The 21284-nt window shown below is 60.1% G+C and carries 18 protein-coding genes; all 18 read right to left on the minus strand.

The window, feature by feature from the left end:
• Positions 1-7: 7 nt before the first annotated feature.
• The 18 genes from JFN90_RS20130 to ccsB all read right to left on the minus strand — a co-directional run bounded on the left by JFN90_RS20130 (position 8) and on the right by ccsB (position 21284).
• On the minus strand, positions 8-2464 hold the full coding sequence (locus tag JFN90_RS20130; RefSeq protein ID WP_199396914.1) for a YfhO family protein: 2457 nt from the start codon (positions 2462-2464) through the stop codon (positions 8-10).
• 48 nt (positions 2465-2512) lie between these two features.
• On the minus strand, positions 2513-3433 hold the full coding sequence (locus tag JFN90_RS20135) for a hypothetical protein (protein WP_199396915.1): 921 nt from the start codon (positions 3431-3433) through the stop codon (positions 2513-2515).
• Positions 3434-3443: 10 nt separating this feature from the next.
• Complete coding sequence (locus JFN90_RS20140) at positions 3444-4652, minus strand: glycosyltransferase family 4 protein (protein WP_199396916.1); 1209 nt, start codon at positions 4650-4652, stop codon at positions 3444-3446.
• Between the two features lie 108 nt (positions 4653-4760).
• Positions 4761-5744 carry a glycosyltransferase family 2 protein gene (locus JFN90_RS20145; RefSeq protein ID WP_199396917.1) on the minus strand — a complete coding sequence of 328 codons (984 nt, stop codon included), beginning with the start codon at positions 5742-5744 and terminating at the stop codon, positions 4761-4763.
• Entirely contained in the window at positions 5745-7085 is a 1341-nt protein-coding gene (locus JFN90_RS20150; RefSeq protein WP_199396918.1) for a glycosyltransferase family 4 protein, read from the minus strand.
• On the minus strand, positions 7082-8272 hold the full coding sequence (locus JFN90_RS20155) for a glycosyltransferase family 4 protein (RefSeq protein WP_199396919.1): 1191 nt from the start codon (positions 8270-8272) through the stop codon (positions 7082-7084). Before JFN90_RS20155 ends, JFN90_RS20150 begins: the two co-directional genes overlap by 4 nt.
• On the minus strand, positions 8269-9459 hold the full coding sequence (locus JFN90_RS20160; protein WP_199396920.1) for a glycosyltransferase family 4 protein: 1191 nt from the start codon (positions 9457-9459) through the stop codon (positions 8269-8271). Before JFN90_RS20160 ends, JFN90_RS20155 begins: the two co-directional genes overlap by 4 nt.
• Positions 9460-9461: 2 nt before the next feature.
• The gene (locus tag JFN90_RS20165) at positions 9462-10514 is read right to left on the minus strand and encodes an ATP-grasp domain-containing protein (protein ID WP_199396921.1); all 1053 of its coding nucleotides are present in this window, start codon (positions 10512-10514) and stop codon (positions 9462-9464) included.
• Positions 10511-11815 carry a DUF362 domain-containing protein gene (locus JFN90_RS20170; protein ID WP_199396922.1) on the minus strand — a complete coding sequence of 435 codons (1305 nt, stop codon included), beginning with the start codon at positions 11813-11815 and terminating at the stop codon, positions 10511-10513. Before JFN90_RS20170 ends, JFN90_RS20165 begins: the two co-directional genes overlap by 4 nt.
• A gap of 59 nt (positions 11816-11874) precedes the next feature.
• Positions 11875-12678 carry a class I SAM-dependent methyltransferase gene (locus JFN90_RS20175; protein WP_199396923.1) on the minus strand — a complete coding sequence of 268 codons (804 nt, stop codon included), beginning with the start codon at positions 12676-12678 and terminating at the stop codon, positions 11875-11877.
• Positions 12679-12697: 19 nt separating this feature from the next.
• Entirely contained in the window at positions 12698-13984 is a 1287-nt protein-coding gene (locus JFN90_RS20180; protein ID WP_328755924.1) for a flippase, read from the minus strand.
• Positions 13985-14028: 44 nt separating this feature from the next.
• On the minus strand, positions 14029-15126 hold the full coding sequence (gene pseG, locus JFN90_RS20185; protein WP_199396925.1) for a UDP-2,4-diacetamido-2,4,6-trideoxy-beta-L-altropyranose hydrolase: 1098 nt from the start codon (positions 15124-15126) through the stop codon (positions 14029-14031).
• Complete coding sequence (locus tag JFN90_RS20190; protein WP_199396926.1) at positions 15126-15731, minus strand: winged helix-turn-helix transcriptional regulator; 606 nt, start codon at positions 15729-15731, stop codon at positions 15126-15128. The genes pseG and JFN90_RS20190 overlap by 1 nt, the downstream gene beginning before the upstream one ends.
• A gap of 389 nt (positions 15732-16120) precedes the next feature.
• The gene (locus JFN90_RS20195) at positions 16121-17293 is read right to left on the minus strand and encodes a glycosyltransferase family 4 protein (protein ID WP_199396927.1); all 1173 of its coding nucleotides are present in this window, start codon (positions 17291-17293) and stop codon (positions 16121-16123) included.
• Positions 17286-18230: a glycosyltransferase family 2 protein gene (locus JFN90_RS20200; protein WP_199396928.1), complete on the minus strand. Its 945-nt coding sequence runs from the start codon at positions 18228-18230 to the stop codon at positions 17286-17288. The genes JFN90_RS20195 and JFN90_RS20200 overlap by 8 nt, the downstream gene beginning before the upstream one ends.
• 149 nt (positions 18231-18379) lie before the next feature.
• Entirely contained in the window at positions 18380-19345 is a 966-nt protein-coding gene (locus tag JFN90_RS20205; protein WP_199396929.1) for a glycosyltransferase family 2 protein, read from the minus strand.
• 66 nt (positions 19346-19411) lie between these two features.
• Positions 19412-20410 (minus strand): cytochrome c3 family protein, encoded by a 999-nt coding sequence (locus tag JFN90_RS20210; protein ID WP_199396930.1) that lies wholly within the window; start codon positions 20408-20410, stop codon positions 19412-19414.
• 25 nt (positions 20411-20435) lie between these two features.
• On the minus strand, positions 20436-21284 hold the full coding sequence (gene ccsB, locus JFN90_RS20215) for a c-type cytochrome biogenesis protein CcsB (protein ID WP_199396931.1): 849 nt from the start codon (positions 21282-21284) through the stop codon (positions 20436-20438).

Genomic DNA, 21284 nt, shown 5'->3' on the forward strand with positions numbered 1-21284 from the left:
CTATGTTTTACGCTCCCGCCCCTTTTGCGCGGCGGGCGAGCCAGATCTCACGCCCGAGGAACAGCGCGAAGATGGCGAAGGAGGCCAGGGTCAAAGTCTTGCCGATCTTGAATGGGGTCGGATCGAACACGAACTCGACCTTGTGCACGCCCGGGGTCAGGTAAATCCCGCGCAACACGTGGTTGACCGGATAAATCTCGGTCAGCTTCCCGTCCACCGTCGCCTTCCACCCCTTGTAGTACTTCTCCCCCATCACCAGCATGGAGTTCATGTTCACTGCGGCCTCGAGATCTATCTTCTCCGCCTCATACTTGCTGACCCGCACCTGCCCGGGGCCGGTAGCCGGTATCGTTGCGCCAGGGCCGGCAATCGGGATCGGGGGAGGTGTCTCGACAATGGCGATCATGCGCGGATCGAACTGCGGGTTCTGCAGGGCTCCCAACGCGTCGGCCGGGTCCGGAACCTGCACCGCCACCGGGGCGAGCCACGCCTTGGGCAACACGGTCTTGTTCTCCAAAATCATCATGGCCCCGTTGGGGGAGACGAACACCGGGACATACTTGCCCGCCAGGGCGGCCTTGTCCTGCTCGTACTGCTCCTTGGTCGCAACCAGGTACCGCACGTTCATGATGTCGGGCATGCTGGAGGCCAGGTTGAAATTGTCCAGAAACTCCTGCCAACGCCGCTGTTGCACCGGGTTTGAAGTGAACATGACCGGGACGCCGGCCGCGGCGTAGGGCATCGGATCTCCGTTCAACGGCAGAGCACGGAACTCCTTGGGCTGCTTGACAAGGTACGCGATGTCCGGGGGCTGCACCGCCGCCGCCTTGTGCGGTTCATCGACGAGGAACAGGAACTTGGCGTTGACCCGCCCGGTATCGACCAGGAACAGCCCGATCAGCATGAAGGGAAGCAGTTTCGCGCTCAACTTGCCGCGCTGGTACATGGCGAAGACCACTGCGAAGATGCCGGCCAACGCGGCCGCGATCCAGGTTTCATTGATCAGGTTGGTCCAGCGCTGCAGCACGAGCTTGTCGCTTTGCGGCTCGTAACGGGTGGGCTGACCGATGATGTCGATGAACTTATTCACCCAGAAGTTCCCGGTGGTCACCTCCACCCCGACCAGCACCATGAGCAGCACCGGAAGGGCGACGACGCCGATCAGGTAGCGCTTGAAGGCGCGGCTGGTGCGAACCGCCGGGTCGAGCAGCAGGTCGATGGCGAACGCCGAGAGCACACCGAGCCCCAGTACCGGGATGAACATGATCATCTTGGGCACGCGGAAACGGTTGATGCCCGGGAAGTAGTCGAAGAGCAGGTTGTAGAAGAGGGTGTATTTCCCCATGGAGAACAGGATCCCTACCACGACCGCGGAGAGAGCGAGCCAGGTAAAACGATCCCTTCTGAAGATGAGCGGCAGGGGCAAAAGCAGCCAGGGGAGCAGCCCCATGTAGCTCACCGTCTGGGTGAAGTTCATCCGTCCCCAGTAGTATGAGTCGATGTTGGACGGGTTGGCGCCCGCTTCCTGGCGGGAAAACCCGAACATACCTGGGATGATGAAGGCCGCCGTCTCCTCGGGAGGGAGCGACCAAGACATCGCCTCTTCCCGCGCAAGCCCCCCCTTCGCCTCGGTCTGCCCTGTGGCCGCGGTGACGTTCGCCCCGCTGTTCACGCCGCGGTTGGTCTCCTTGGACCAATTGGCCAGAGGAACCAGGGAGATGGCGACCGTGGTGAGGAAGAAGACCAGCAGGGTCACGTTCAAGGCGAGCAGCCGGCCGAATGCCTTCTTGCCGTCATGGTCGGCGAAGACGATGCACAGGGAGCGCGCCACGCCGTAGACCCCGATGGCGAGACAGGTGTAGTAGGCAACCTGCCAGTGGGTGTGGAAAAACTGGAAGGCCAGTACGACCGCCGTGGTCATAAAGAACAGCAGCCTCCTGGTCCGGAAACCCTTCTCCAGGAAGTAGAAGGCCCAAGGGGTAAAGGAGATGGTGGCGATCTTCATGACATGGCCGGCGTTGATGAGACTGGCGTTTTCCGGAGCAAGGGTGAAGATCAGCGCGGCGGCGAGGGCCGCGTACCTGCCGGTCCCCAGAACGCGGCAAAAATAATAGGCGCCGGCCCCGCCCACGAAGATGTGGAAGACCATGTACCAGGCCACGTTGCTGGGCGCGGGGAAGAGCCACAAGATGAGGTTCCGCGTGAAGAGGAACTGCATCGAGGCGGCCCCGCCCTCGTTGGTCGATCCTGAGTTGATCAGATAGTCCCACCCGGCGCTGCTCAAGTTGACCCTGAACAAGGACCAGAAAGGCTGGCTGCCGGCTCCTTTCACCCCCCAGTAGAACTCGTTGATGATGTCGGGAGCGCGTACGATCTGGTGCGTGAAGAGTATCTTCGAAAAATAAAGCAACAACACCGCCAGCAATCCGGAAAGGATCAAGAGGTCTTTTCTGCGCTCCGTCATGAATATGCTCCGTACTTTTTGCAAGTAATTAAAGTCAAACGGCAGGCGTCAAAGCACGACGCCAAACTTTTCCTGCATCCTCTGCTCGATAAGGCTGTTTTGGTACTGAACCTTGCCGTCGCCCTGGTTGACCCATACCGCGTGCCCCGAATGCCCCTGCCAGCCGTGCAGGTAAAACTTGAGCTTCTCGTCGGAATCGGTAATGGGATCGGCGAAGGAGTACCCCAAGGCGATGGCGCGGTCGAACCAGTAGGCTCCGACATCGCCGAAGTCGTCGTAGTTGCCGAAGAAGGCCCGCTCACGCTCGGCGATGTCACGCGCCGCCCGCGTCGACACCATGCAGGACCACTCGTTGATGCGGCAGGCCCTGCGCTTTTTGCCGACGCCGGTGATAGGCCATTCCTCGGAGGGATAGATCCCCTCCATGATCTTGGCGCGGTTGCAGGGAGGCTCCTCCGTGAAGTGCCGACAGAACCAGCACTGTCCCAGGTCCCCGATGATGGCGGGGTTGGTCATCCGCTGAGCGTAATCGAGGTACAGCTTGACCACGTCGTCGGTAAACTCGATGTCGTCGTGAATGAGGTAGACCCATTCCTTGTCGCTCTGTTCCAGTGCCCACTGGTAACGAATGTTCTCGCGATCGTAAAAGAGGCGCCCGTTGGAGTAGAGGTTGATCAGGCCGAACTTCAAAAACCGCCAGACGCTCAGGTGCCTCGGCCAGTAACCGCGCACGAAACCGGGGCCCCACTTGGTCCTGTGGGTGTTGACCCTGACCTTGATCTTCCAGGGGTGGAAGTACTCCTGGACGGCGGCGCTCCGGTACTTTTCCACGACACCCGGAGCGGAGCAGTCATCGTTGATGTACACGGTGTCGATCAGCGCCCCGCTCTGCTCCTTGAGGGTCATCAAGGTGTACAGGAGCGACTCTGGCTTCATGTAGGACTGAACGGCGACATCTACCTTGGACACTTCTTACTCCTTATCGGGAACCGGCGGACAGAGGCAACCGCTGCCGGTAAAACTGGTCGAGAGAGACGGCAGCGCCTTTCCAGTTGAAGTTGTCGAGGAGGTAGTTCATCCCCGCCCCCCCCAACTGCCGCTGCCTCTGCCCGGAATTCAACAGCTCCGCCACGCGCCCCGCCATCTGATCCCAATCATCAGGATCGCACAGAAGCCCGGAGCGACCGTCGTCGATATACTCGGCCAGTTGCCCCACGCGGTCGGCAACCACGGCCCTCCCCGCCAACAGAATCTCGGTCAGCTTGGCAGGGCATTTGGTGCGGTTGACCAGGGTATCGTCAAAGGGATAGATGGCCACGTCCCCTGCCGCGAGATAATCGGGAATGGATGCAGGCTCGACCCAACCTGCCACTACCAGCGCAGCGGCGAACCCGGAATCGGCGGCCACCTTCTGGAGCAGTTCCTCTTCACCCCGGCGCCCCTTGCCCACCACCAGGAAACGCACCTGCGGCACCTGGCGATGGATCTGCGCGAACAGGTAGTGCAGTTTCTCCTGGCAGAACTCGAAAAATCTCGTATAGAGGAGCACCACCGGCGCGTCGGCGGCAATACCATGCTGCGCGCGCACCCTCCCGCCGTCGCCGGGCGTGGGAGCCGCGACGCAGTTGGGTAGGTAGAGCATGCCGGAGGGAGCAACGCCAAGCCCCTCAACCAAGTGCTGCAGTCCCCGGCTGGCGACGGTAACGCCGGCGGCCTGCCGGGTGAGCCACTGCTCCTGGAAAGCGTAGAAGCGTTTTTCGGCGCCGGAATAGTCGTGCAGGTCGTTCATCCCCCCCTTGCCTTCCCAGTCATCGGTGTCCAGGAACAGGGCGGGAACCCTGATGCCGACGCGCTGCAGCATGACAAGGAGCATGGCGGCGAGCCCGCCGTAACCCTTTGGCTTGAAGAGGTGAACAAGGTCGGGCTTTTCGGAAAGTGCCGCGCGCAACATGCGCCAGGCCAATACCGGGGCGGCAAGCACCTTGTGCCGCGGACCAAGCGTCACGTTCACCAGCCGAACGCCGCGCACCACCTCCACCCTCCCCGAGTCCTCCGGGTTGGTGTAGGGAGGGGCGACGATGACGACCTCGTGCCCCAGGGCCTGGAGTTCCGCGGCGATGGGAACCATACGGGCCAGCACGGTCCCCTTGGGCCTGATGCCGAACGGCGCGAGGAAAACGATCTTCATCTGGTCATGCTCCTGCTCCTGGGAGGCACGGCGAAGTGGTCAAGGTTGTCGCGAAGTTGCACCGTTGGAGAGTAATCTGCAATCGCTACAAATTGCAAGCCTAACTTGCTAACGGTCCCGCATCTTGCGCCGGAAGGTGGCCAGCGCCCCCTCGCTCTTTCTGAAGAGCGCCTGCGCGTCGGCAACGTCGATTCTGCGTACCCGTTGTATCGCCTTACGCTGGGCGAGGAGCCGGGGCAGGTTGCGAATGACGTCCCGGCGCGCTCTCAGTGCCGCACCTCCGCGGCCGCGCAGGATGGCCAACAGCAGCGCGGCAAGGTCGAAGAGCACGATCTTGGGGAGAAAGCGCAGCAGCAGCAATGCCGGCCAGTCCTTGATCAGCACGAACCACTTGTTGCGCTGCACGTGGTAGACGGTGAACGGGCTCATCTTGCCGCTGGTCGCCGAGTGTACGTGATGCACCACGGCCGCCGGCGCCGTCACCCCGCGCCACCCGGCCAGCCTGCCGCGCCAGGCGAGATCGAGGTCCTCGTAGTAGGCGAAGAAGTCGGAGTCGAAAAATCCCACCTTCTCCAGCATCGAGCGCCGGTACAGGGCGGCGCCGCCACAAGGGCCGAACACCTCCGCGGCAACGTCGTATTGCCCTTGGTCCTGTTCGCCTACGCCGATGTTGTGCCCCATGCCGTTGCCGGCAACCCCTATCCCGACCGAATCGATCCTGCCGGTCTGGTAGAAGTTCACCATCTTCGCGGCTACCATGCCGACTCCGGGGTCGGCCTCCGCGGCGGCGACCAACGCTGCGAGTGCGGTCGGTTCAAGTTTGGTGTCGTTGTTGAGGGCGACGATGAACTCGCCGGAACAATCCTGAAACGCACGGTTGTTGCCACCGGCAAACCCGATGTTCTCAGGCAGGGCGACGAGGTGCACCCAAGGGTAATGCTGCCGGAGGTACTCGGTTGAGCCGTCGGAGGAACCATTGTCGAGCAGCACCGTCTCGAAGTCGGTGAAGGTCTGCCGGGCCAGCGAGTCCAGGCACTCCTTGAGGAGCGGCTTCCCGTTCCAGTTCAGGATGATGATGGAGACCTTGGGCATCTAGCGTCTACCCCGCTTCATGCGGTCCTTGGCCCACTGCAGCGAACGCAGCGGCAGTGCAGCCGCCCTCTTGGTCAGCAGCGCCAACTCCTGCAGGGTCCCCTTTGCCAGTGCGTTCTCCGCGATGCGCTGGTAGGTCTGCATCATCCCATCCAGGAAGATGCGCTCGCCGTCCTCCAGCGCCGGCATGGGCCCCGCCTGCAGCACATCTAGGTAAACATCGGCGAAGCGCTGAGCGTAGACCGTCTCGGTGAAATGTGCATCGAAACGCTTCCGGCCGGCCAGTCCCATCTCCGTGCACAATTCCGGATCTTGAGCCAGTCTCGCGATCCCTTCAGCCAGGGCGGCGGCATCCGCTACCGGGACCAGCAGGCCGGTCTCGCCTTCCACCACCATCTCACGCGGCCCGCCGCAATCGGTGGCAACCACGGGCTTTCCGGCAGCCATTGCCTCCAGGACCACCAAGGGAAAGGCCTCGGAACGGGAGGAAAGCACGAACAGGCCGGCAGCCGCGAGGATGCGCGGGACGTCGCCCCGGTAGCCGAGATAACGCACGGCAGCTTCCAGGCCGCGCGAAGAGATGGCGTCGGTAAGCTTAGCGACTGCAGCCGGTTCGCCGCGCCCCACGATTACGATGACAATCCGCCCCTTTTGCTTGAGCCGCTCCGCCGCGTCGATGAGGGTGTCGAATCCCTTCTCCGGAATGAGACCGCCCACGGCAACTGCCATGAAATGATCGTCCGCAATCTCTAATTCGGCCCGGAGTTCCTTTGCCTGCGTTACCGAAACGGAAGACTCCGCGACTCCGTTGTGGATCACCGTCACCTTGTTCGCACCGACCGCGCCGGCGGCAGTTGCGCGCACCGCCTCGGAAACCGCGACCGCCCGTTTCGAGAGGAGGCCGATCAGCGAGTAGATCACGGGGACTGGGAACACCCCTTTCAAGCTGGGGTGACCGGTGAGGATCTCGTGCAGGTGCCATACGTGGGGCACGCCAACAAAAGCGGCAGCGAGCGCCCCCTCCCAGACTACCGAGGTGTTGGTGTGCACCAGGTCCGGCCGCTCCGCCTTCATTATCGCGATAAGGGCGTCGACTCTACCGCGGATGTCGCTCCCCATGAGCCCATAGCTGCGAGCCCCCCTGAGCCACCACTCCAACGGAGAGATGATGGTGCGGGCACCCGCCTGCCTTAGTTCGTCAGCCAGGACTCCTTCCACGGGAAGCACCACGACCGACTCGAAACGCTCCTTATCCAGGCAGCGAACCAGCGTCAGCAGGCACCCCTCCGCCCCGGCGCAACGCGCGGTGTGCGATATGAACAGGATCTTCAGCTTTTTCATGTCCGTCCTTTGCCCGCCCCTGCACCCGCGGGGAGCAGCAGGTTCCGGTAACCGGCGCAGAAACCTTCGGGGGAGAAGTGCTCACAGGCGTAGCGGTAAGCTGCCTGCGAAACCTGCTCGCGCGTCTCGACATTGGTGGCGAGATCGATCAGCAAGACACTCATCTCCCGAACGATGCGCTCTTCATCGGCGCCGTCAACGAGGAAGCCGTTGTGCCCGTGGCGCAGGTGCACTGCTATGCCGCCTACATTGGTGGCGATGGGAATGGCGCCGTTGCCCATGGCCTCCATGATGACCAGCGGGAATCCTTCGCGGCTGGAGGTCAGCAACAACACGTCAGCATCCCGGTACAACGCCTGCAGTTGTCCTGCGTCGTGGATTTCGCCCGTGAAGCGGCAATAGGCATGATCGTCGGCCACAACCGCTTCGGGAAGGCCCCGCCCGACCAAGGTGAACGGAGCCGTAGCTCCCTGGCCGCAGCAAAGCCGCGCCACGCGGCCGACCAAGTGAGCCCGTTTTTCCACGGTGCCACGCCCCACGTACAGCACCTGCAGCGGCCGACCGGTCGGGCGTAGGTTCAGCGCAGGGGCGACCTCCACCCGGTTCTCGATCAACACCACCCGATCCATAAGACGCGCGTCGAGCCCGTGGTCCCGGTACTGCTGTGCGAAGTCAGCGACAGTCTTCGCATTGATCGCCACACGCGCCTCGAGCCGGTGCGCCACCGGCAAGCTGTAACGCTCCAAGCCGTCGAAGGCGTGGGTAAGATCGAACTTCCTGACCTTATCCCCAAGATAAGGAACAAGGTAGTAGTAAAAAATGTTGTTGCAGCCAAAGGCGACCGCATTCTCGTGCCGGTTCACCAAACCGGCAGCGAGACCGACACTCAGGGGGTACAGCCCCCCCAGGAACCAGAGGTCGAAGAGGCGCGCCGACTTGGCGAAGAGATCCCGGTACAGGGTGTTGTGCGACTTGCGGGTGAAGATGACCCACGGGGTCAGCTCCGCGAAACAGGCCACGATGTCGGCGTGGACCTTCTCAGCACCACCGATGTGGTAGCACGGGAAGAAGAAAAACATCCCCGAGTCGTTGCGAAGCGGGATCAGCCGCGACAGCAGCATGCCGCAGCGCACCAGGAGGCACCAGAGGCCGGTCGCGTGCAGCACTTTGAAGAGAAGGCGCATCATGACTTGACACCCGCTTTGGCCGCCTGGGTAGCAGGCTCCGCACCCTCCAGCCAACCGGAAAGCAACGCTGCGCTACGGTTGCACATGCCGTCCAGGCTGAAGTTGAGGGCGACCCGCTCCCGCTGCCGCAGGACCATGCGCTGCCGCAGATCTGGATCGCCGAAAACACGGCGTATGCGGTCGGCGAAGGCATCGCAATTACCAACCGGCACCAGCGACTCGTCCACGTCGTCCCCCAGCGCCTCCCGGACCCCGGGTATATCGGTCCCGACCACCGGGCATCCGGCCGCCATCGACTCCAACACGGCGTTGGGAAGCCCTTCGGATTTGGAACTGTGCAGGCAGAGGTCGCTTGCCCTCAAGAGCCCCGCCACATCATCGACCCGTCCCAGAAATCTGACGTAAGGGACGAGTTTCAGGTCCTGCACAAGTTGGCGCAGGTTCTCCTCCCCCACATCGTTGCGGCCCGCCAGCAGCAAGATCGGAGCGGCAGTCGGTTCACCGCTTCCGGCGACGACTTCGGCCCACGCCTTGATGAGAGTCGCGTGGTCCTTGAAAGGATGGAAGTTTGCGACCATGCAGCCCACCAAGCGGTCTGCTGCGATATCCAGCCGTGCTCTCCACTCCTCGCGCGAGCCCTGAGGGAGGCACTCTTCGACACCGTTATGGACCACCTCGATCCGCTTCCCACCCAGTGGGTAGGTATCGATCAGGAAGCTTTTCGCGTTGCCGGAATTGGCGATGAAAAAGTCGGTCGAGCTGACCGCGCGCCGGTGCCATAGCTTCCGGTTGAGCAGCAGCCCCTCGTCACGCTGATTCCAGACGAAGAGCCGGGCACCGGTGGAACGCCAGACATTGCCGCAGGCGAGGTTAGGGATTGCCGTGTAGGAGAGAATGACGTCAGGGGTTAGAGAGCGAAGTTCTCGGGCGAGGCGGACCAGGTTGAAGAGGCGCGTCGGCGCCGTCTTGCCCCAGTTGAAGTCGAAGCCGCGCCACTGTAGCCCCCGCTGGTCGCACAGCTCCGACACTCTTCCCTGGCGGGCGGACAGCCCGAGCACCACGACCCGCGCGCCCCATGTCTCCTGAAGCGCCCGTGCCAGGTACAGCCCCTGGCGCTCCGCGCCCCCCATGTCGAGGCTGCCGAACGCAAGGACTATGCTTTTCCCCTTTAAAGAACAATTGCGCATAGCTATCTTGCGACCGACCTCGCCTGAATCTCCGCCAGGAAATCTTCAACCTGGGCCTCTTCCGGCCACATCTGGCCTTCATGCCAATTAAGTTCCGGATCCCAATGTCCAGGGCAGCTATGGACCGCCGAACTGACAAAGGTATAGCTCGCCTCGCAGACCACAGGCTCACCATTGCGGTAGAGGAAATCAAAAGCCATAGTCTGGAACTTCGCTTGGCGAGAGATGTCGAAGGCCATCTTCAGGCAGCGTTTATCTATCGCTTCGGGACTCCAGTCGATGTTTCCGCTCCCCGAAGCGCGGAAGTCCCCGGGCCGGTTCATCCGCCTAAAGGCGAAGGCACGGCTCCCGACGACGGTGACTCGGGTGTCAAAATCGTTGTTGGGCAGGAACTCCTGGAACAGCACATAGCCGCGTTCCGGCTTCCACCAGTCCTTGGGCAGGCGCGGGTACTCATTACGCACCACGTAGCGAAGGGCGTCGAGCGGCCGGGCCAGCGTGATCTTCAGTTCCCGGCGCGAACCGGGGAGTAACCGGTACTTGAACTCGTTCATGGTCATCGGGAAAATGCCACGATCGAACATCCTCTCAATCAGCGCCGCCGCCTCGTCCTCGCTCTTGACCTTCAGCACGCTGGATGATCCCGCCCCGACTGAAAGCTTGAAAACCACCGGGTAGGGAGCCGACTTTGCCCACTGAAGCGACGACTCCTTGTCCCAAAAGATCCACGTTTCCGGTTGCGGTACATCCAACACCCTGAAGAGATACCACTGGGCGACCTTCTCATCGAAATGCCATCCGGTGGCGTTGTCCGGGAAGACCGGGATTTTGAGGTAGTTCTCGATGACGTAAAGAATCGTCTTTACCGACTGTTTATCCTGTTCGAGGTGGAACCAGCGCCACATGACACCGTCGCACCCGGCCAGTTGCTCGACGAAGTCTCTGGCCAGCAGGTTGACTATCTTCACCTCAACGCCACGCTGGGCAAAGAATTCGATCCAGCGAGTTGAGAAACTGGTGCCGAGGTTATCGTCGGGATGAATTGCAATTCTCATTTACAGCTCTCCTCCCGCTCGATGTGCCCCCGCCAACCGGCGGACGCCTGGAAATCCTTCCCGAAACGACACGCCGCGTCTTCAACGGACATCTCCTCGCCATTGCAGATAACACGTGCAGTTGATGCATCCTGCGATACGAGCGGATAGCGGAAATCCTCAAAGGCCTCGCGAACGGTGGGGATCTTGTGCCAGTCAAAGTGCATCAGCGACGCGCTGACCAAGTCTGCAAACGCCGATGAGCTCGCGAACGTCAACACCCCCATCGGGACCGGCCGGGGGGCCAGAGGCCCCTCCCCCTCTCCGGCAACAATGCCGTCGGTGAGAGAGTAGACCTTGCGGAGCGGGGTATCCGAGATGGTGCCATCGGCACGACCGTACAGCAGCAGTCGATTTAGGTCGAGCGTCATCCTCCACACGGTATCATTGCCATGCCACCCACCCTCTATCTCCGGGTTGCCGACCAGGCTCTGCAAGCGAACAAGGTGGCTGGAACGTTTCAACCACCGTTCACACTGTGCAGTTCCGATTACGCGATTTGCCTCGTCGTAGCAGCGCTCCGCCAGCGACTTGAGCACGGATCTACCGGGGTAGCAATCCCCGCCGACCCCCTTGCCGCCCAATCTGTGATGCGGGAGGAACTCCTTGTTCCCATTCAACCCCACGATGTTTTTCAAGGCGCCAGTGAGACCAGCCTTCTTGTGACATTTCATCTTCGGCAGGTTGATGATGACATCAGCTTCAAACGGCTCTTTGGCAAGCAGGTATTGGTGTTTGCCCGGACCGTGACGCCGCGCCAGGAGGTCGGGATCGTAGCAGGTGATACGAAAGCGGCTGTCGGGCGTGGATACCGGCTCTAACAGGCTGTCCGCGCCCAAGTCGAACAAGACGTAGCGATCCTCGTCCCTGGCATCACGAACCTGAGTCGCTGTTGCATCCGTTCTGCGCATGATAGTGCGCCTGAAATCAATGATATCGACGGGGCAAGCAGCCACCTTCTTGATCCGTTCCCGCCACTCCAAGGGGACCAGGGACTCAAAATCACACTCCTGCACCGGAGCATCGGCAATGATAATCCGTGCGGGCTCAGCCGATGCCACTTCCGACACCACCGCCTGGATCAGGTTCTGATGAGTCACCAGACAGTCATTCCCCTGGTTACTGTAGTTTTTGTGCAGCACCCAGTTGGGCTTAAGGAGGACTGTCATCCCCGGCTTTATGATTTCTCTGAAGGGTGCATCTCCGTTACTGAGACCCGAGTCAAGCAACAGTCCACGGAGCATCTTCTGCAGATCATCCACGCTGGAGTATGAAGCTACCGGTACAGTCTTTATACTGATTTGGCTTTCCGTCATAAGGATCACAACTTTCTGGCTAGAACACAAAGGTTCGGCCCAGCAGTGCACCGGGGAACCTTAAGCCTGCCATCTTTCGCCGCTACTGGTGCGACGGTGTCGAGAACGAGATTGGTAAAGAACTTACTTGCTCTTTTGAGATTGTGCCGCGTAATCTTCTTTTCGCGCTGCAAAGCAAACAGGTCGATCGCTTCACAATATACGACTTCAAACCCATGACTTCCAAGTAGATCTACTATGCCGTCATGGGTAAAACTTCTGACGTGCTGCACCTTGTGAAACTCATGATTACAAAAGGGGCAGTACACCATGCTCTTGGACAGATCTTCGTTGAAAGGTGTCGTAAAGAATGCGATCCCATCTGTCTTTAAAAGGCGGTATAGCTCCTTCAAGGTTCCCGGCAACGTCTCATCAAGCAAGTGTTCTAATGTTTCAATGCAGGACACAAAATGAAAAAAATTATCTTCAAAAGCAACAGGAAGCTCAGTAGAAGATATTGCACCGCGCCAGTTCTCTTCTGCCTTAAACTTTCCATTAACTTTATCAACCGTAGCGTCTGAGAAATCAAATCCGTAACAATTGGCACCTGAAGTCAGCAATCTCTCCAATAAGAAACCTGGCCCACACCCGAAATCCAGGATGTTCCCTTGTCGCGGAGTGGCATGTGCTCTGTTAAGTAAATTCCAGAGAGCATCCCCAACCTGAAAAGAGAAATACTCTTCTACCACTTGGGTTTTTAGACCTTGGTAATTCCAGAATCTCCTTATGGATTCAGATGTCCAAGTTGCGCTTTTGGGTGTTTCGTCCACCGTCCCTCCTCAAGATGTGTTACCAGAATCGCGGATAAAGCAGGGATCGGCTTAGCATATTGGCCGTCCTACGCAATGGCTTGTACAGATAGCAGGCGCCGTGACCGGCTACCCAGTATGAGATAAGGGAAGCCGCTGCAGCGCCGACGCCTCCGTATTTTGGAACCAGAAAGAAGTTCAGAGCGATGTTAGAAATGGCACCGAGAAAAGTCATTACAAGGAGCACCCTCGTCCAATTCATCGCCATCAAAAAAGCATTTCTAGCAACCGCCAGATTGGCAAACACATCGCTCCATATCAGGAGTACCAGCATCGGAGCAGCAGCGGCATAAGCTTCGCCATAAAACAGATAAACCACCACCCCAGCAAGAAACGTGACGGGTATGGCTATGACATACCCAAGGAATGCCAGCAGGTTGTAGAGCTTCTGCAATCGGTTGTAAAACTCTTTCTCGTCGGTCTGTCGCGCTCTGACTATGTTGGGAAAGACAGATGACACGATCGCAGTCGGGATGAAGAACCATATTTCCGCTATCTTTACCGCCGATGCATAGATGCCGAGTTCGTGATTCGTCGACATCTGGCCCAACATGATCTGGTCGATTCTCATATAGACCATGAAGACGATGCCGGACAGAACCAAAGGCCATGAATCCGCTAACAGCTTGCGGGCCAGCTCAAGCCTCACCCGCCAACGGCTGATGAACTCACCGTTGCGCCTGTAAAGGTACCAAAGACCTATGGCGCCGAGACAGTACTCCAAGGAGTTGGCAGCCGCGAAAGCAACCACCGGCGCCTTAGCGGCTATCAAGGCAACTCGTACGATAGACGCAATGATGAAGCCTGTGTTCTTCGCATAGACCGCAAACTTCGACTGGACCTTCGACTGGAAATAAAGATCGATGACGTCGAAGGAGCCGAAGATCATGGCCCAGCCCATTACTGCGACCAAGAGCTGCGAGCTCCGGTCGTCCGGGCGCAGGATGAATGTGGTAACGACAGTAAGAAAATAGGCAGCAAAACTAGCTACCACCCGAATGCCCAGGACTGTACCGAGTATCTCCTGTTCTCTCTCAGGCTCTTTGACCAGCTCACGAACTACGATTGCATCCAGCCCCATCACAGCTATTGCCGAAAATACGGCACACATCGAAGCGGCGTAACTTATGAGACCATACCCGCTCGGGCCGAGATAGCGGGCGATCCAGATGCCTATGAACAGGCCTATGCCCATTCGGAGCAGTCGGTCGCCGAAAAGCCAGCCGGTGTTGGTGAGTACCTTCTGTAGTTCGTGTCTACCTTCCACCCTCTTCCTTAGGAATGCGGGGAGGTAGCTAACCCAAGCCTGATTCATAGTGTTCCCAACAGCCTTTCTGCAAGCAAAGCAGCCCCTGACGAGGCGGAATCACCCATAAGTGAAAAACTCTCCCGCGTCATGCCTTGCATGACCTCCGGAGTTCCAATGACGTGCTTAATGGCTGTCGCAAGATCGGCTGCGGCTACGTCCTCGTACCAGCCGAGGTTGAAGGTCGCTCCCCTGCGGGCAACCGCTTTTGTCGTCTCAGCTTGGTTTTCGGCGACGATGAGGGTGATGGAGGGAAGGCCGAGAAAGCACCTTTCCCAGGTGGTGCTGCCGCCAGCGCCGATGGCGAGATCGGCTTCCGACATCATCTGGGCCATGTTGTTCACGTTGCAGTGGAAGGAGACGTTGGGGAGTTGTGCGCACAGCTGCTTCAAATGCTCACGGTGTGGATTGCCCCCGCCGACAACGACATCGACTGCGACGTCTTCGCGACCCACAAGCCGCCACGCTTCCAGGGCTTTCCCGGTTTCGTTGCTGGCATCGCCGCCGCCAAAGGTGATGAGTATGCGTTTCACCGAGCCGTCGCGATCACGCAGAGAGCGGCGCGCCTGCACGAATTCGTCACGCAGCAGTGCATAGCGCGGTCCGAGGAATTTCGCACACTTTTCCGGCACGAGGCCGTCGTAGCGCGTTTCCATGTCCTCGTAAAGATTCTGGTCGAGAAGGAGATCACAGTTATGGCTGCGGTTGGCGACGTCATCAATGACCATGATGTGGCCGACCAGGGGACGCAAAGCCGCCTCCCAGGTGGCATCGACGCCATAATGGTCGATCACCAACCAGTCGGCGCGCTCCTGGCGCAGGATCTCGGCGGTCAGTTCGATGTCAGCGTGGACATCAAGGGCAAACGGCACCTCGGGGCTCGGGTTCGCATCAGCGGGAAGTCGGAACATGGGATAGCCGGCCGCTTCGACGTTGGCGCAGATGTTCCCCGGAAGTTCACGGCTGATGAAAGAGACGGCACAGCCTTTCGCACGTAGCGCCGCTGCCAGCGTCAGGCAACGCATGACGTGCCCTGCCCCGATGTCAACCGAGGAGTCGGCCCGAAAGACAACGTTCACACTTTTGTTCTGCGCGCTGGCCATCAGCTCTGCCCCGCCTGGTGGATCCGCCCGGGCTCGACGCCCATGCGCAGCAGTTCATCCCGCAACGCAGCACCGCGCTTCATGGAGGTGATCACGATGTTGTGGTTGCCGGAGAGAAGCCCGATCGCAGGAGTGACTACGGCCTTGTCGAAGAACTTGCGCCCGGCCGCCTCGGCGTCCATCGCTACCGTCAATTCCATTCCCGCTTCCTTCAACGAGAGGTAGGCGATTTCGGCTACTTCGTCGATGCCGCAGAAGGCTACCTGCTTGACACCGGTGGCCGACATGGACTTGAACAGCTTCAGGTAATCCTGGCGGGCAACGGTGTAGAGACCGGAGAAGTAGCTCAGGTGCTGGTAGGCGAGCCTGCTTTTTTCGGCGAAGCCTTTGGGGGTGAGAAGGTAGGCGTAGCGATTTTTGGGGAAGTTGTTGACCCGGACGAACCCTTTGGCAACCAGGTTCTTCAGGTAGGAGTTGACCAGGCCCAAGGCGATGCCGAGGCGTTTCGCCAGCTCGCGTTGCGAGAGTTGCTGGTCACCGGAGATCTCCGAGAGGAGGAGAAAAGAGCGATAAGTATCTAAAACCTTTTCGTCGTCACCGTTCATGTGCTGAACAGTAGTATAAACTCACGGAATTTTCAACTACAAAACCAAAACCATTGGCGAGGAGCTAAAAGCGGTTACGCAAAGAACGCTGGGAGTCCGCGAAGAACGCAAGGGAGAAACTTTTGAGTGAAAGCCAAACAGCCCTTCCCCCAATATTCCATTTTCTTTGCGTACTTCGCGCCCTTCGCGGAGGGAAGAATTTTTTCGGACCTAAAAGTGACACTTCGAGGCGTGAAGTGATCTTTTTAGACCCGAAAGTGACACTTCGAGAGATGAAGTGACACTTTCGGACTAAAAAGTGTCACTTCGCATCGCGAAACGTCATTTCCGAACACGAAATATCATTTGGAGGTTCTTATCTAAGGTTTAATTAAATCCAAGTCCAGCTATCAGCTTAGGAGTTGCCGGTAAATGCCGGAGAGCTCTTTGCCGCGGGCTTGCCAGGAGTGGAGTTCGATGGCGCGGTCGCGGCCTTCTTGCCCTAATTCCTCGCGCAGTTCTCGATCGCCGGCGAGACGGCCGATGGCTCCGGCGAGGTCGACGGCATCTCCGAATTTCGCATAGAGGGCGGCATCCCCCAGGATCTCTCGGTTGACGGGGGTGTCGAAGACGACGGTGGGGAGGCCGCAGGCGATGTAGTTGAAGAGCTTGCCGTTGGCTTCGGTGAGGGAAACTTTCGGGGAGACGGCGAGATCACCGGCATTGAGATAGAGCGAGGCCTCGTCGTACGGGATCCTCCCGGTGAAGGTGATGATGTCGGCTATCCCCATAGCCTCGGCTTTCTCGCGGTACTGCGCATCGGGGAAACCCATGATGAGATAGTGGATCTTCGCCCCCTGCCCTTTCAGATACGCGGCGGCTTCCAAAAGCAGATCGAGGCCCTGATAGCTGTTCATCAAGCCAAGATATGCCACCACGGGACGCTTCTCGGGGAGCCCGAGCTTGGCGCGGATGGCCGCCTTGGGCTGCGGAGCGAACTCGTCGGTATCGACGCCGTCGATGAGGGCGCAAACGCGATCCTTGGGCACACCGTCCTTCAGCAGGAGATCGACGGTCGGGCTGGCGCTGGTGACGATGAAATCGGAACTGCGATTGATCCAATGCTCCAAGGTGGCGAAGAAGCGCTGCAACAGGGAGCCGGGCTTGACGAAACCGTGGTCGGTGATCTCGGCGGTGAGACTCCCCTGGCAGTCGAACAGCATGGGGACCCGGATCAGCATCTTGAGAAAGGCGCCGAAGAAGGCGCCTTCGTGAAGGTGGGCGTGGATCAGGTGCGGCTTGAACTCGCGCGCTACCTTGAGGGCTTTGAGGAGGAGTTGCAAATCAAGGAAGGGCTTCACCCAGGAAGGGCCGGCCTCCAGCTTACGGTACCAGGAGAACCCGGCGATCCTTTCGGTGCGCACACCGGGGACGTCGCGCCCGATGTGGTAGGTGACCAGGCGGACATCCGCCCCGCAGGCGATGGCCGCCTTCGCTTCCTCAAGGATGCGAACGTGGCAGCCGCGATCCGCAAAGAACGGCGTCGGCGCCAGCACCAGTACGCGTAGCGGGGTTTCAGGCAAAGTTGATCTTTTCCTTGATGTTGTAGATCGGCTTTCCCTGCGCCTCGTAGTAGGTGCGGGCGCTCAGTTCCGCCAGAAGGCCGAGCACGATGAACTGGACCCCCATGAAAAGTAGGAACGCGGTCAGGATCAACAGCGGGTTGCGGTTCATGCTGGTGTTCTCAAACAGCTTCATGTAGACGGTCAGGGCGCCGCTCAGAAAACCTGCACAGAGGGTGTAGATCCCCCAGCGACCGAAGAGCTGGATCGGCTTGGTCGAGTAGGAGAGCAGGAACTTGACGGTCATCAGGTCGAGGATCACCTTCATGGTCCTGGAGATGCCGTACTTGCTCTTGCCGTGCAGCCTTTCGTGGTGGCGAACCGGCATCTCGGTCACCCGGGCGCCGACCTGGTGCGCGAGCGCCGGGACGAAGCGGTGCATCTCGCCGTACAGGTTGACGTCGTCGAGCACCTCGCGCCGGTAGGCCTTCAGGGTGCAGCCATAGTCGTGCAGGTGCACGCCGGTCATCTTGGAGATGATCGAGTTGGCCAGGATGGAGGGGAGCTTGCGGTTGACGAAGGTGTCCTTGCGGTCCTTGCGCCACCCGGATACGACGTCGTATCCCTCGTCGATGCGCTTCAAAAGCAGCGGGATGTCGAGCGGGTCGTTCTGCAGGTCGCCGTCCATGGGGACCACCACCCGGCCGCTGGCGGAATCGAATCCGGCTGCCATGGCGGCGGTCTGCCCGAAATTGCGGCGCAGGCGGATCACCTTGACCCGGTCGTCCTTGGAGGACAGGCGCTTCAAGGCGGGGTACGAGTTGTCGGAGGAACCATCATCAACCAGGATCAGTTCGTACTCCAGCCCGGCGTCCATCAGCGCCTCGCTGATCCGCTCGTGCAGGATCGGGATGTTGTCTTCCTCGTTGTAAATGGGAACTACTACGCTCAGGTCCACTTTCATCTCCCTCAAAGGCTCTTCAGATTCAACATACAGTACATGAAATTTCCCCTCTCCCTTTGGGAGAGGGCCAGGGTGAGGGGAGCGCAGCTCGCAAGCCTTCCCTCACCCGCCCTGCGGGCACCCTCTCCCAGGGGGAGAGGGAACTAGCTTAGTTCCACAGTTGAAAAAGTCTTCACCCGCCGCACCTCGACGTCCCAGTGGGTCTGCTTGCCGCCGCGGTAACGGGGGCGGATCAGGCCGCGGATGACGCCGGCGCCGTAAACCAGGTGCAGCGTCGGGTACACCAACAGGAGCCACGGAAAGAGCGCGGCATCCTTCCCCACCAAGCTTCCCTGCAACGACGCCAGTACCACGATAGCCAGGTACGCCAACAGCGGCAGGGTCAAGAGCGGAACACCGAGAAACGGGACCAGCAACGCGTAAATCAAAAAGAGCGACGGCGCCAGCGTAATCGGCTTCAGCGTCCCGGCGATCAGGGTCTGCTCGCCGCGGCCGCGCCCGTAGCCGTACATCTGTTTCACGTAGGCGCGGTAGGTGCGGCGCTGGCTGCGCGTGACGGCGAGATCGGGATCGTGCACCAGCAGGTGCCCTTCCTGCTGCAGCCGGTCCATCAGCTCGTTTTCCTCGTTGGGATAGAGCCGCTCGTCCAGCCCCTCGTGCTCCAGGAAGATCTCGCGGCGAAAGCTCAGGTTGCACAGGATCAATTCACTGTCGCTGCTGTAGCGCGCGGCACCGAACTTCCGGTAGCGATTGCGCACGCCGCCGCCACCGACCGCAGAGGAGAAGGCGATCCCGATGGCACGCTGCATGGTGGAATCGGTTGCCGGAGTGAGCGACGGACCGCCCACAGCGGTCACGTTCTGCTCACGGTAGTGCCCCGCCGCCCGCTCCAGAAAATCAGGAGCGACGCTAGAGTCGTCATCGAGAAAATAGAGGATGTCGCCCCGGGCCTCGCGCGCCGCCGTGTTCCGCTGCACGCTGGGCTGGCAGCCGTGGGCGACCAGCACCTCGAACAGTTCCGGCGGGTAGGTCGCCTGGGCGATTCCCGCCAGCGCGCGCACCTCGCCGCCCGGCTTGACCGGGATTATGACTGAAAATTTAGGCAGCATCAGGGGACCTGGGCGGCGGCAGGGGAGTCGTCGTGACCGGGATGGGGAAGCGTCGGAGGTTGACTGCTACTGTTCAACGGCTTTCACCCTGTCGTAGCGCAAGGTCCGGTGACACCCGACGGAACAGCCGCCACCGGTCGGGGTGGCTTCGAAGCGGATCGGGATATCCCAGTTTCCAAACCCTTCAGCCTTGGGATAGATCAGGCGCTCCTGCTGCTCGGCATGCGGATTGTGGCACACCCTGCAGGAGCGGGCCTTGGTCTTGTTGACATGGACCGCGTGCAGGTTGCGCTCGCCGTTTCTGAACTTGGTGAACCGGTCGGTGGTCTCCGCCGCGGCGAGCTTGGGGTCGTGACAGCGGAAGCAGATCGGGAAAGCGTCGTAGCTGAAAGGCTTGTACAGGACGGTGGGGTAATCGTCCTTGAGGAGCTTTCGGTAGGGGCCGCCGTGGATCTGGTGGCAGTTGACGCAGTCGCCGTTGCGCACCGGTTGGTGCACGGACTTGCCCATGGCGAGTTTGCGGTCATGGCACATGAAGCAGAGCTCGGAACCGGGCTTTCTCAGCAGGGATTTGCTTTCGGACTGGTGCGCGTCGTGGCAGGCAAGGCAATCGCCGTCGGCTACCGGCTTGTGGGTGAAGGCGCCGGTGAAGTGATCCTGGGGATGGCAGCGGAAACAGAGCGCGGGGGACGCGTCCTTCAAAAGCGACTTCACCTCGGCGCTGTGCGCCATGTGACAGTTGGTACACTGCCCCAGGCCCACCGGCTTGTGCAGCACCGGTTTCTGGACCAGGTGTCCGTGGCAGGTCGCGCAGAGTTTGTCCTTGGGGACCTTGAACCCCATGCTGTCCTTGCCCAGCGGGTGGTTGTCGTTGAACTGCTGGTGGCAGTCCAGGCACCGGCCGGCGGCGACCGGTTTATGCGGCACACTCCCGCGGATCAGATCCTTGTGGCAGATGCTGCACTTGAACGGCTCCGCGAGGGCGTCCCCCGGAGTGAGGGTGACGCCGACGCAGAGCAGGTACAGAGCTACTGCTAAAGGATATGCCACGAGCAAGTGTCGCATCGATTCGGTTTACCTTCTTGGACGACTACTTCCCGTAGCTGTGCAGACCGGAAAGGAAGAGGTTGACCCCCAGGTAGCAGAAGATAGTGGCGGCGAAGCCGATCACGGAAAGGATGGCCGCACGGCGCCCGACCCAGCCGCGGGTGATACGGGCGTGGAGGAAGGCAGCGTAGACGAACCATACGATCAGGGACCAGGTCTCCTTGGGGTCCCAGCTCCAGTAGGTACCCCAGGCGTAGTTGGCCCAGGCGGCGCCGGTGATGATGCCGAGGGAGAGCAGCGGGAAGCCGATCATGATCGCTTTGTAGTTCAGGTCGTCCAGGATCCTGATGGACGGGAACATGGAGAGCAGGCCGCCGGCCTGGGCGTTGCCGCCACCCTTCTCCATGGACTCGCGGATCAGGTACATGATCGAGATGCCGCAGGCAACCGCGAAAGCGGCGTAGCCCAGGAAGCAGGTGATCACGTGGTACATGAGCCAGTTACTCTGCAGCGCGGGAACCAGCGGCTCGATGCCGCTGTCCAGGCCGAGTTGGGCCCAGGCCATGCCGAACAGTGCGAACGGGATGACGAAGAAGCCGATGGCGCGGTACTTGTACTTGAAGTCGATGATGAGGAAGATCAGGACGATGGTCCAGGAGAAGAAGACCACCGACTCGAACAGGTTGGACAGCGGCGCATGGCCGTGCCCCTGGTCGTAGGACTCTTTCCAGCGCAGCCCGATGGCGGCGGTCTGAACCAGGAAACCGAAAAGAGCGGCGTAGGTACCGGCAAGCCCCACAGCCTTGTTGCGCGAGGCGAGGAATGCAAAGAATATGCAGGTGGAAACCATGTAGACAACCATGGTCACGTTGAAAAGCATAGAACTGGACAT

Source organism: Geomonas propionica, assembly GCF_016458235.1.
In the GTDB taxonomy this organism is placed as follows: Bacteria; Desulfobacterota; Desulfuromonadia; order Geobacterales; family Geobacteraceae; genus Geomonas; species Geomonas propionica.

What these genes read in the sequence shown, in the direction of transcription:
- JFN90_RS20130 (WP_199396914.1), bottom strand. Translation starts at nt 2,464, where the DNA reads ATGACGGAGCGCAGAAAAGACCTCTTGATCCTTTCCGGATTGCTGGCG.
- JFN90_RS20140 (WP_199396916.1), bottom strand. Translation starts at nt 4,652, where the DNA reads ATGAAGATCGTTTTCCTCGCGCCGTTCGGCATCAGGCCCAAGGGGACC.
- JFN90_RS20145 (WP_199396917.1), bottom strand. Translation starts at nt 5,744, where the DNA reads ATGCCCAAGGTCTCCATCATCATCCTGAACTGGAACGGGAAGCCGCTC.
- JFN90_RS20150 (WP_199396918.1), bottom strand. Translation starts at nt 7,085, where the DNA reads ATGAAAAAGCTGAAGATCCTGTTCATATCGCACACCGCGCGTTGCGCC.
- JFN90_RS20155 (WP_199396919.1), bottom strand. Translation starts at nt 8,272, where the DNA reads ATGATGCGCCTTCTCTTCAAAGTGCTGCACGCGACCGGCCTCTGGTGC.
- JFN90_RS20160 (WP_199396920.1), bottom strand. Translation starts at nt 9,459, where the DNA reads ATGCGCAATTGTTCTTTAAAGGGGAAAAGCATAGTCCTTGCGTTCGGC.
- JFN90_RS20165 (WP_199396921.1), bottom strand. Translation starts at nt 10,514, where the DNA reads ATGAGAATTGCAATTCATCCCGACGATAACCTCGGCACCAGTTTCTCA.
- pseG (WP_199396925.1), bottom strand. Translation starts at nt 15,126, where the DNA reads ATGGCCAGCGCGCAGAACAAAAGTGTGAACGTTGTCTTTCGGGCCGAC.
- JFN90_RS20190 (WP_199396926.1), bottom strand. Translation starts at nt 15,731, where the DNA reads ATGAACGGTGACGACGAAAAGGTTTTAGATACTTATCGCTCTTTTCTC.
- JFN90_RS20205 (WP_199396929.1), bottom strand. Translation starts at nt 19,345, where the DNA reads ATGCTGCCTAAATTTTCAGTCATAATCCCGGTCAAGCCGGGCGGCGAG.
- JFN90_RS20210 (WP_199396930.1), bottom strand. Translation starts at nt 20,410, where the DNA reads ATGCGACACTTGCTCGTGGCATATCCTTTAGCAGTAGCTCTGTACCTG.
- ccsB (WP_199396931.1), bottom strand. Translation starts at nt 21,284, where the DNA reads ATGTCCAGTTCTATGCTTTTCAACGTGACCATGGTTGTCTACATGGTT.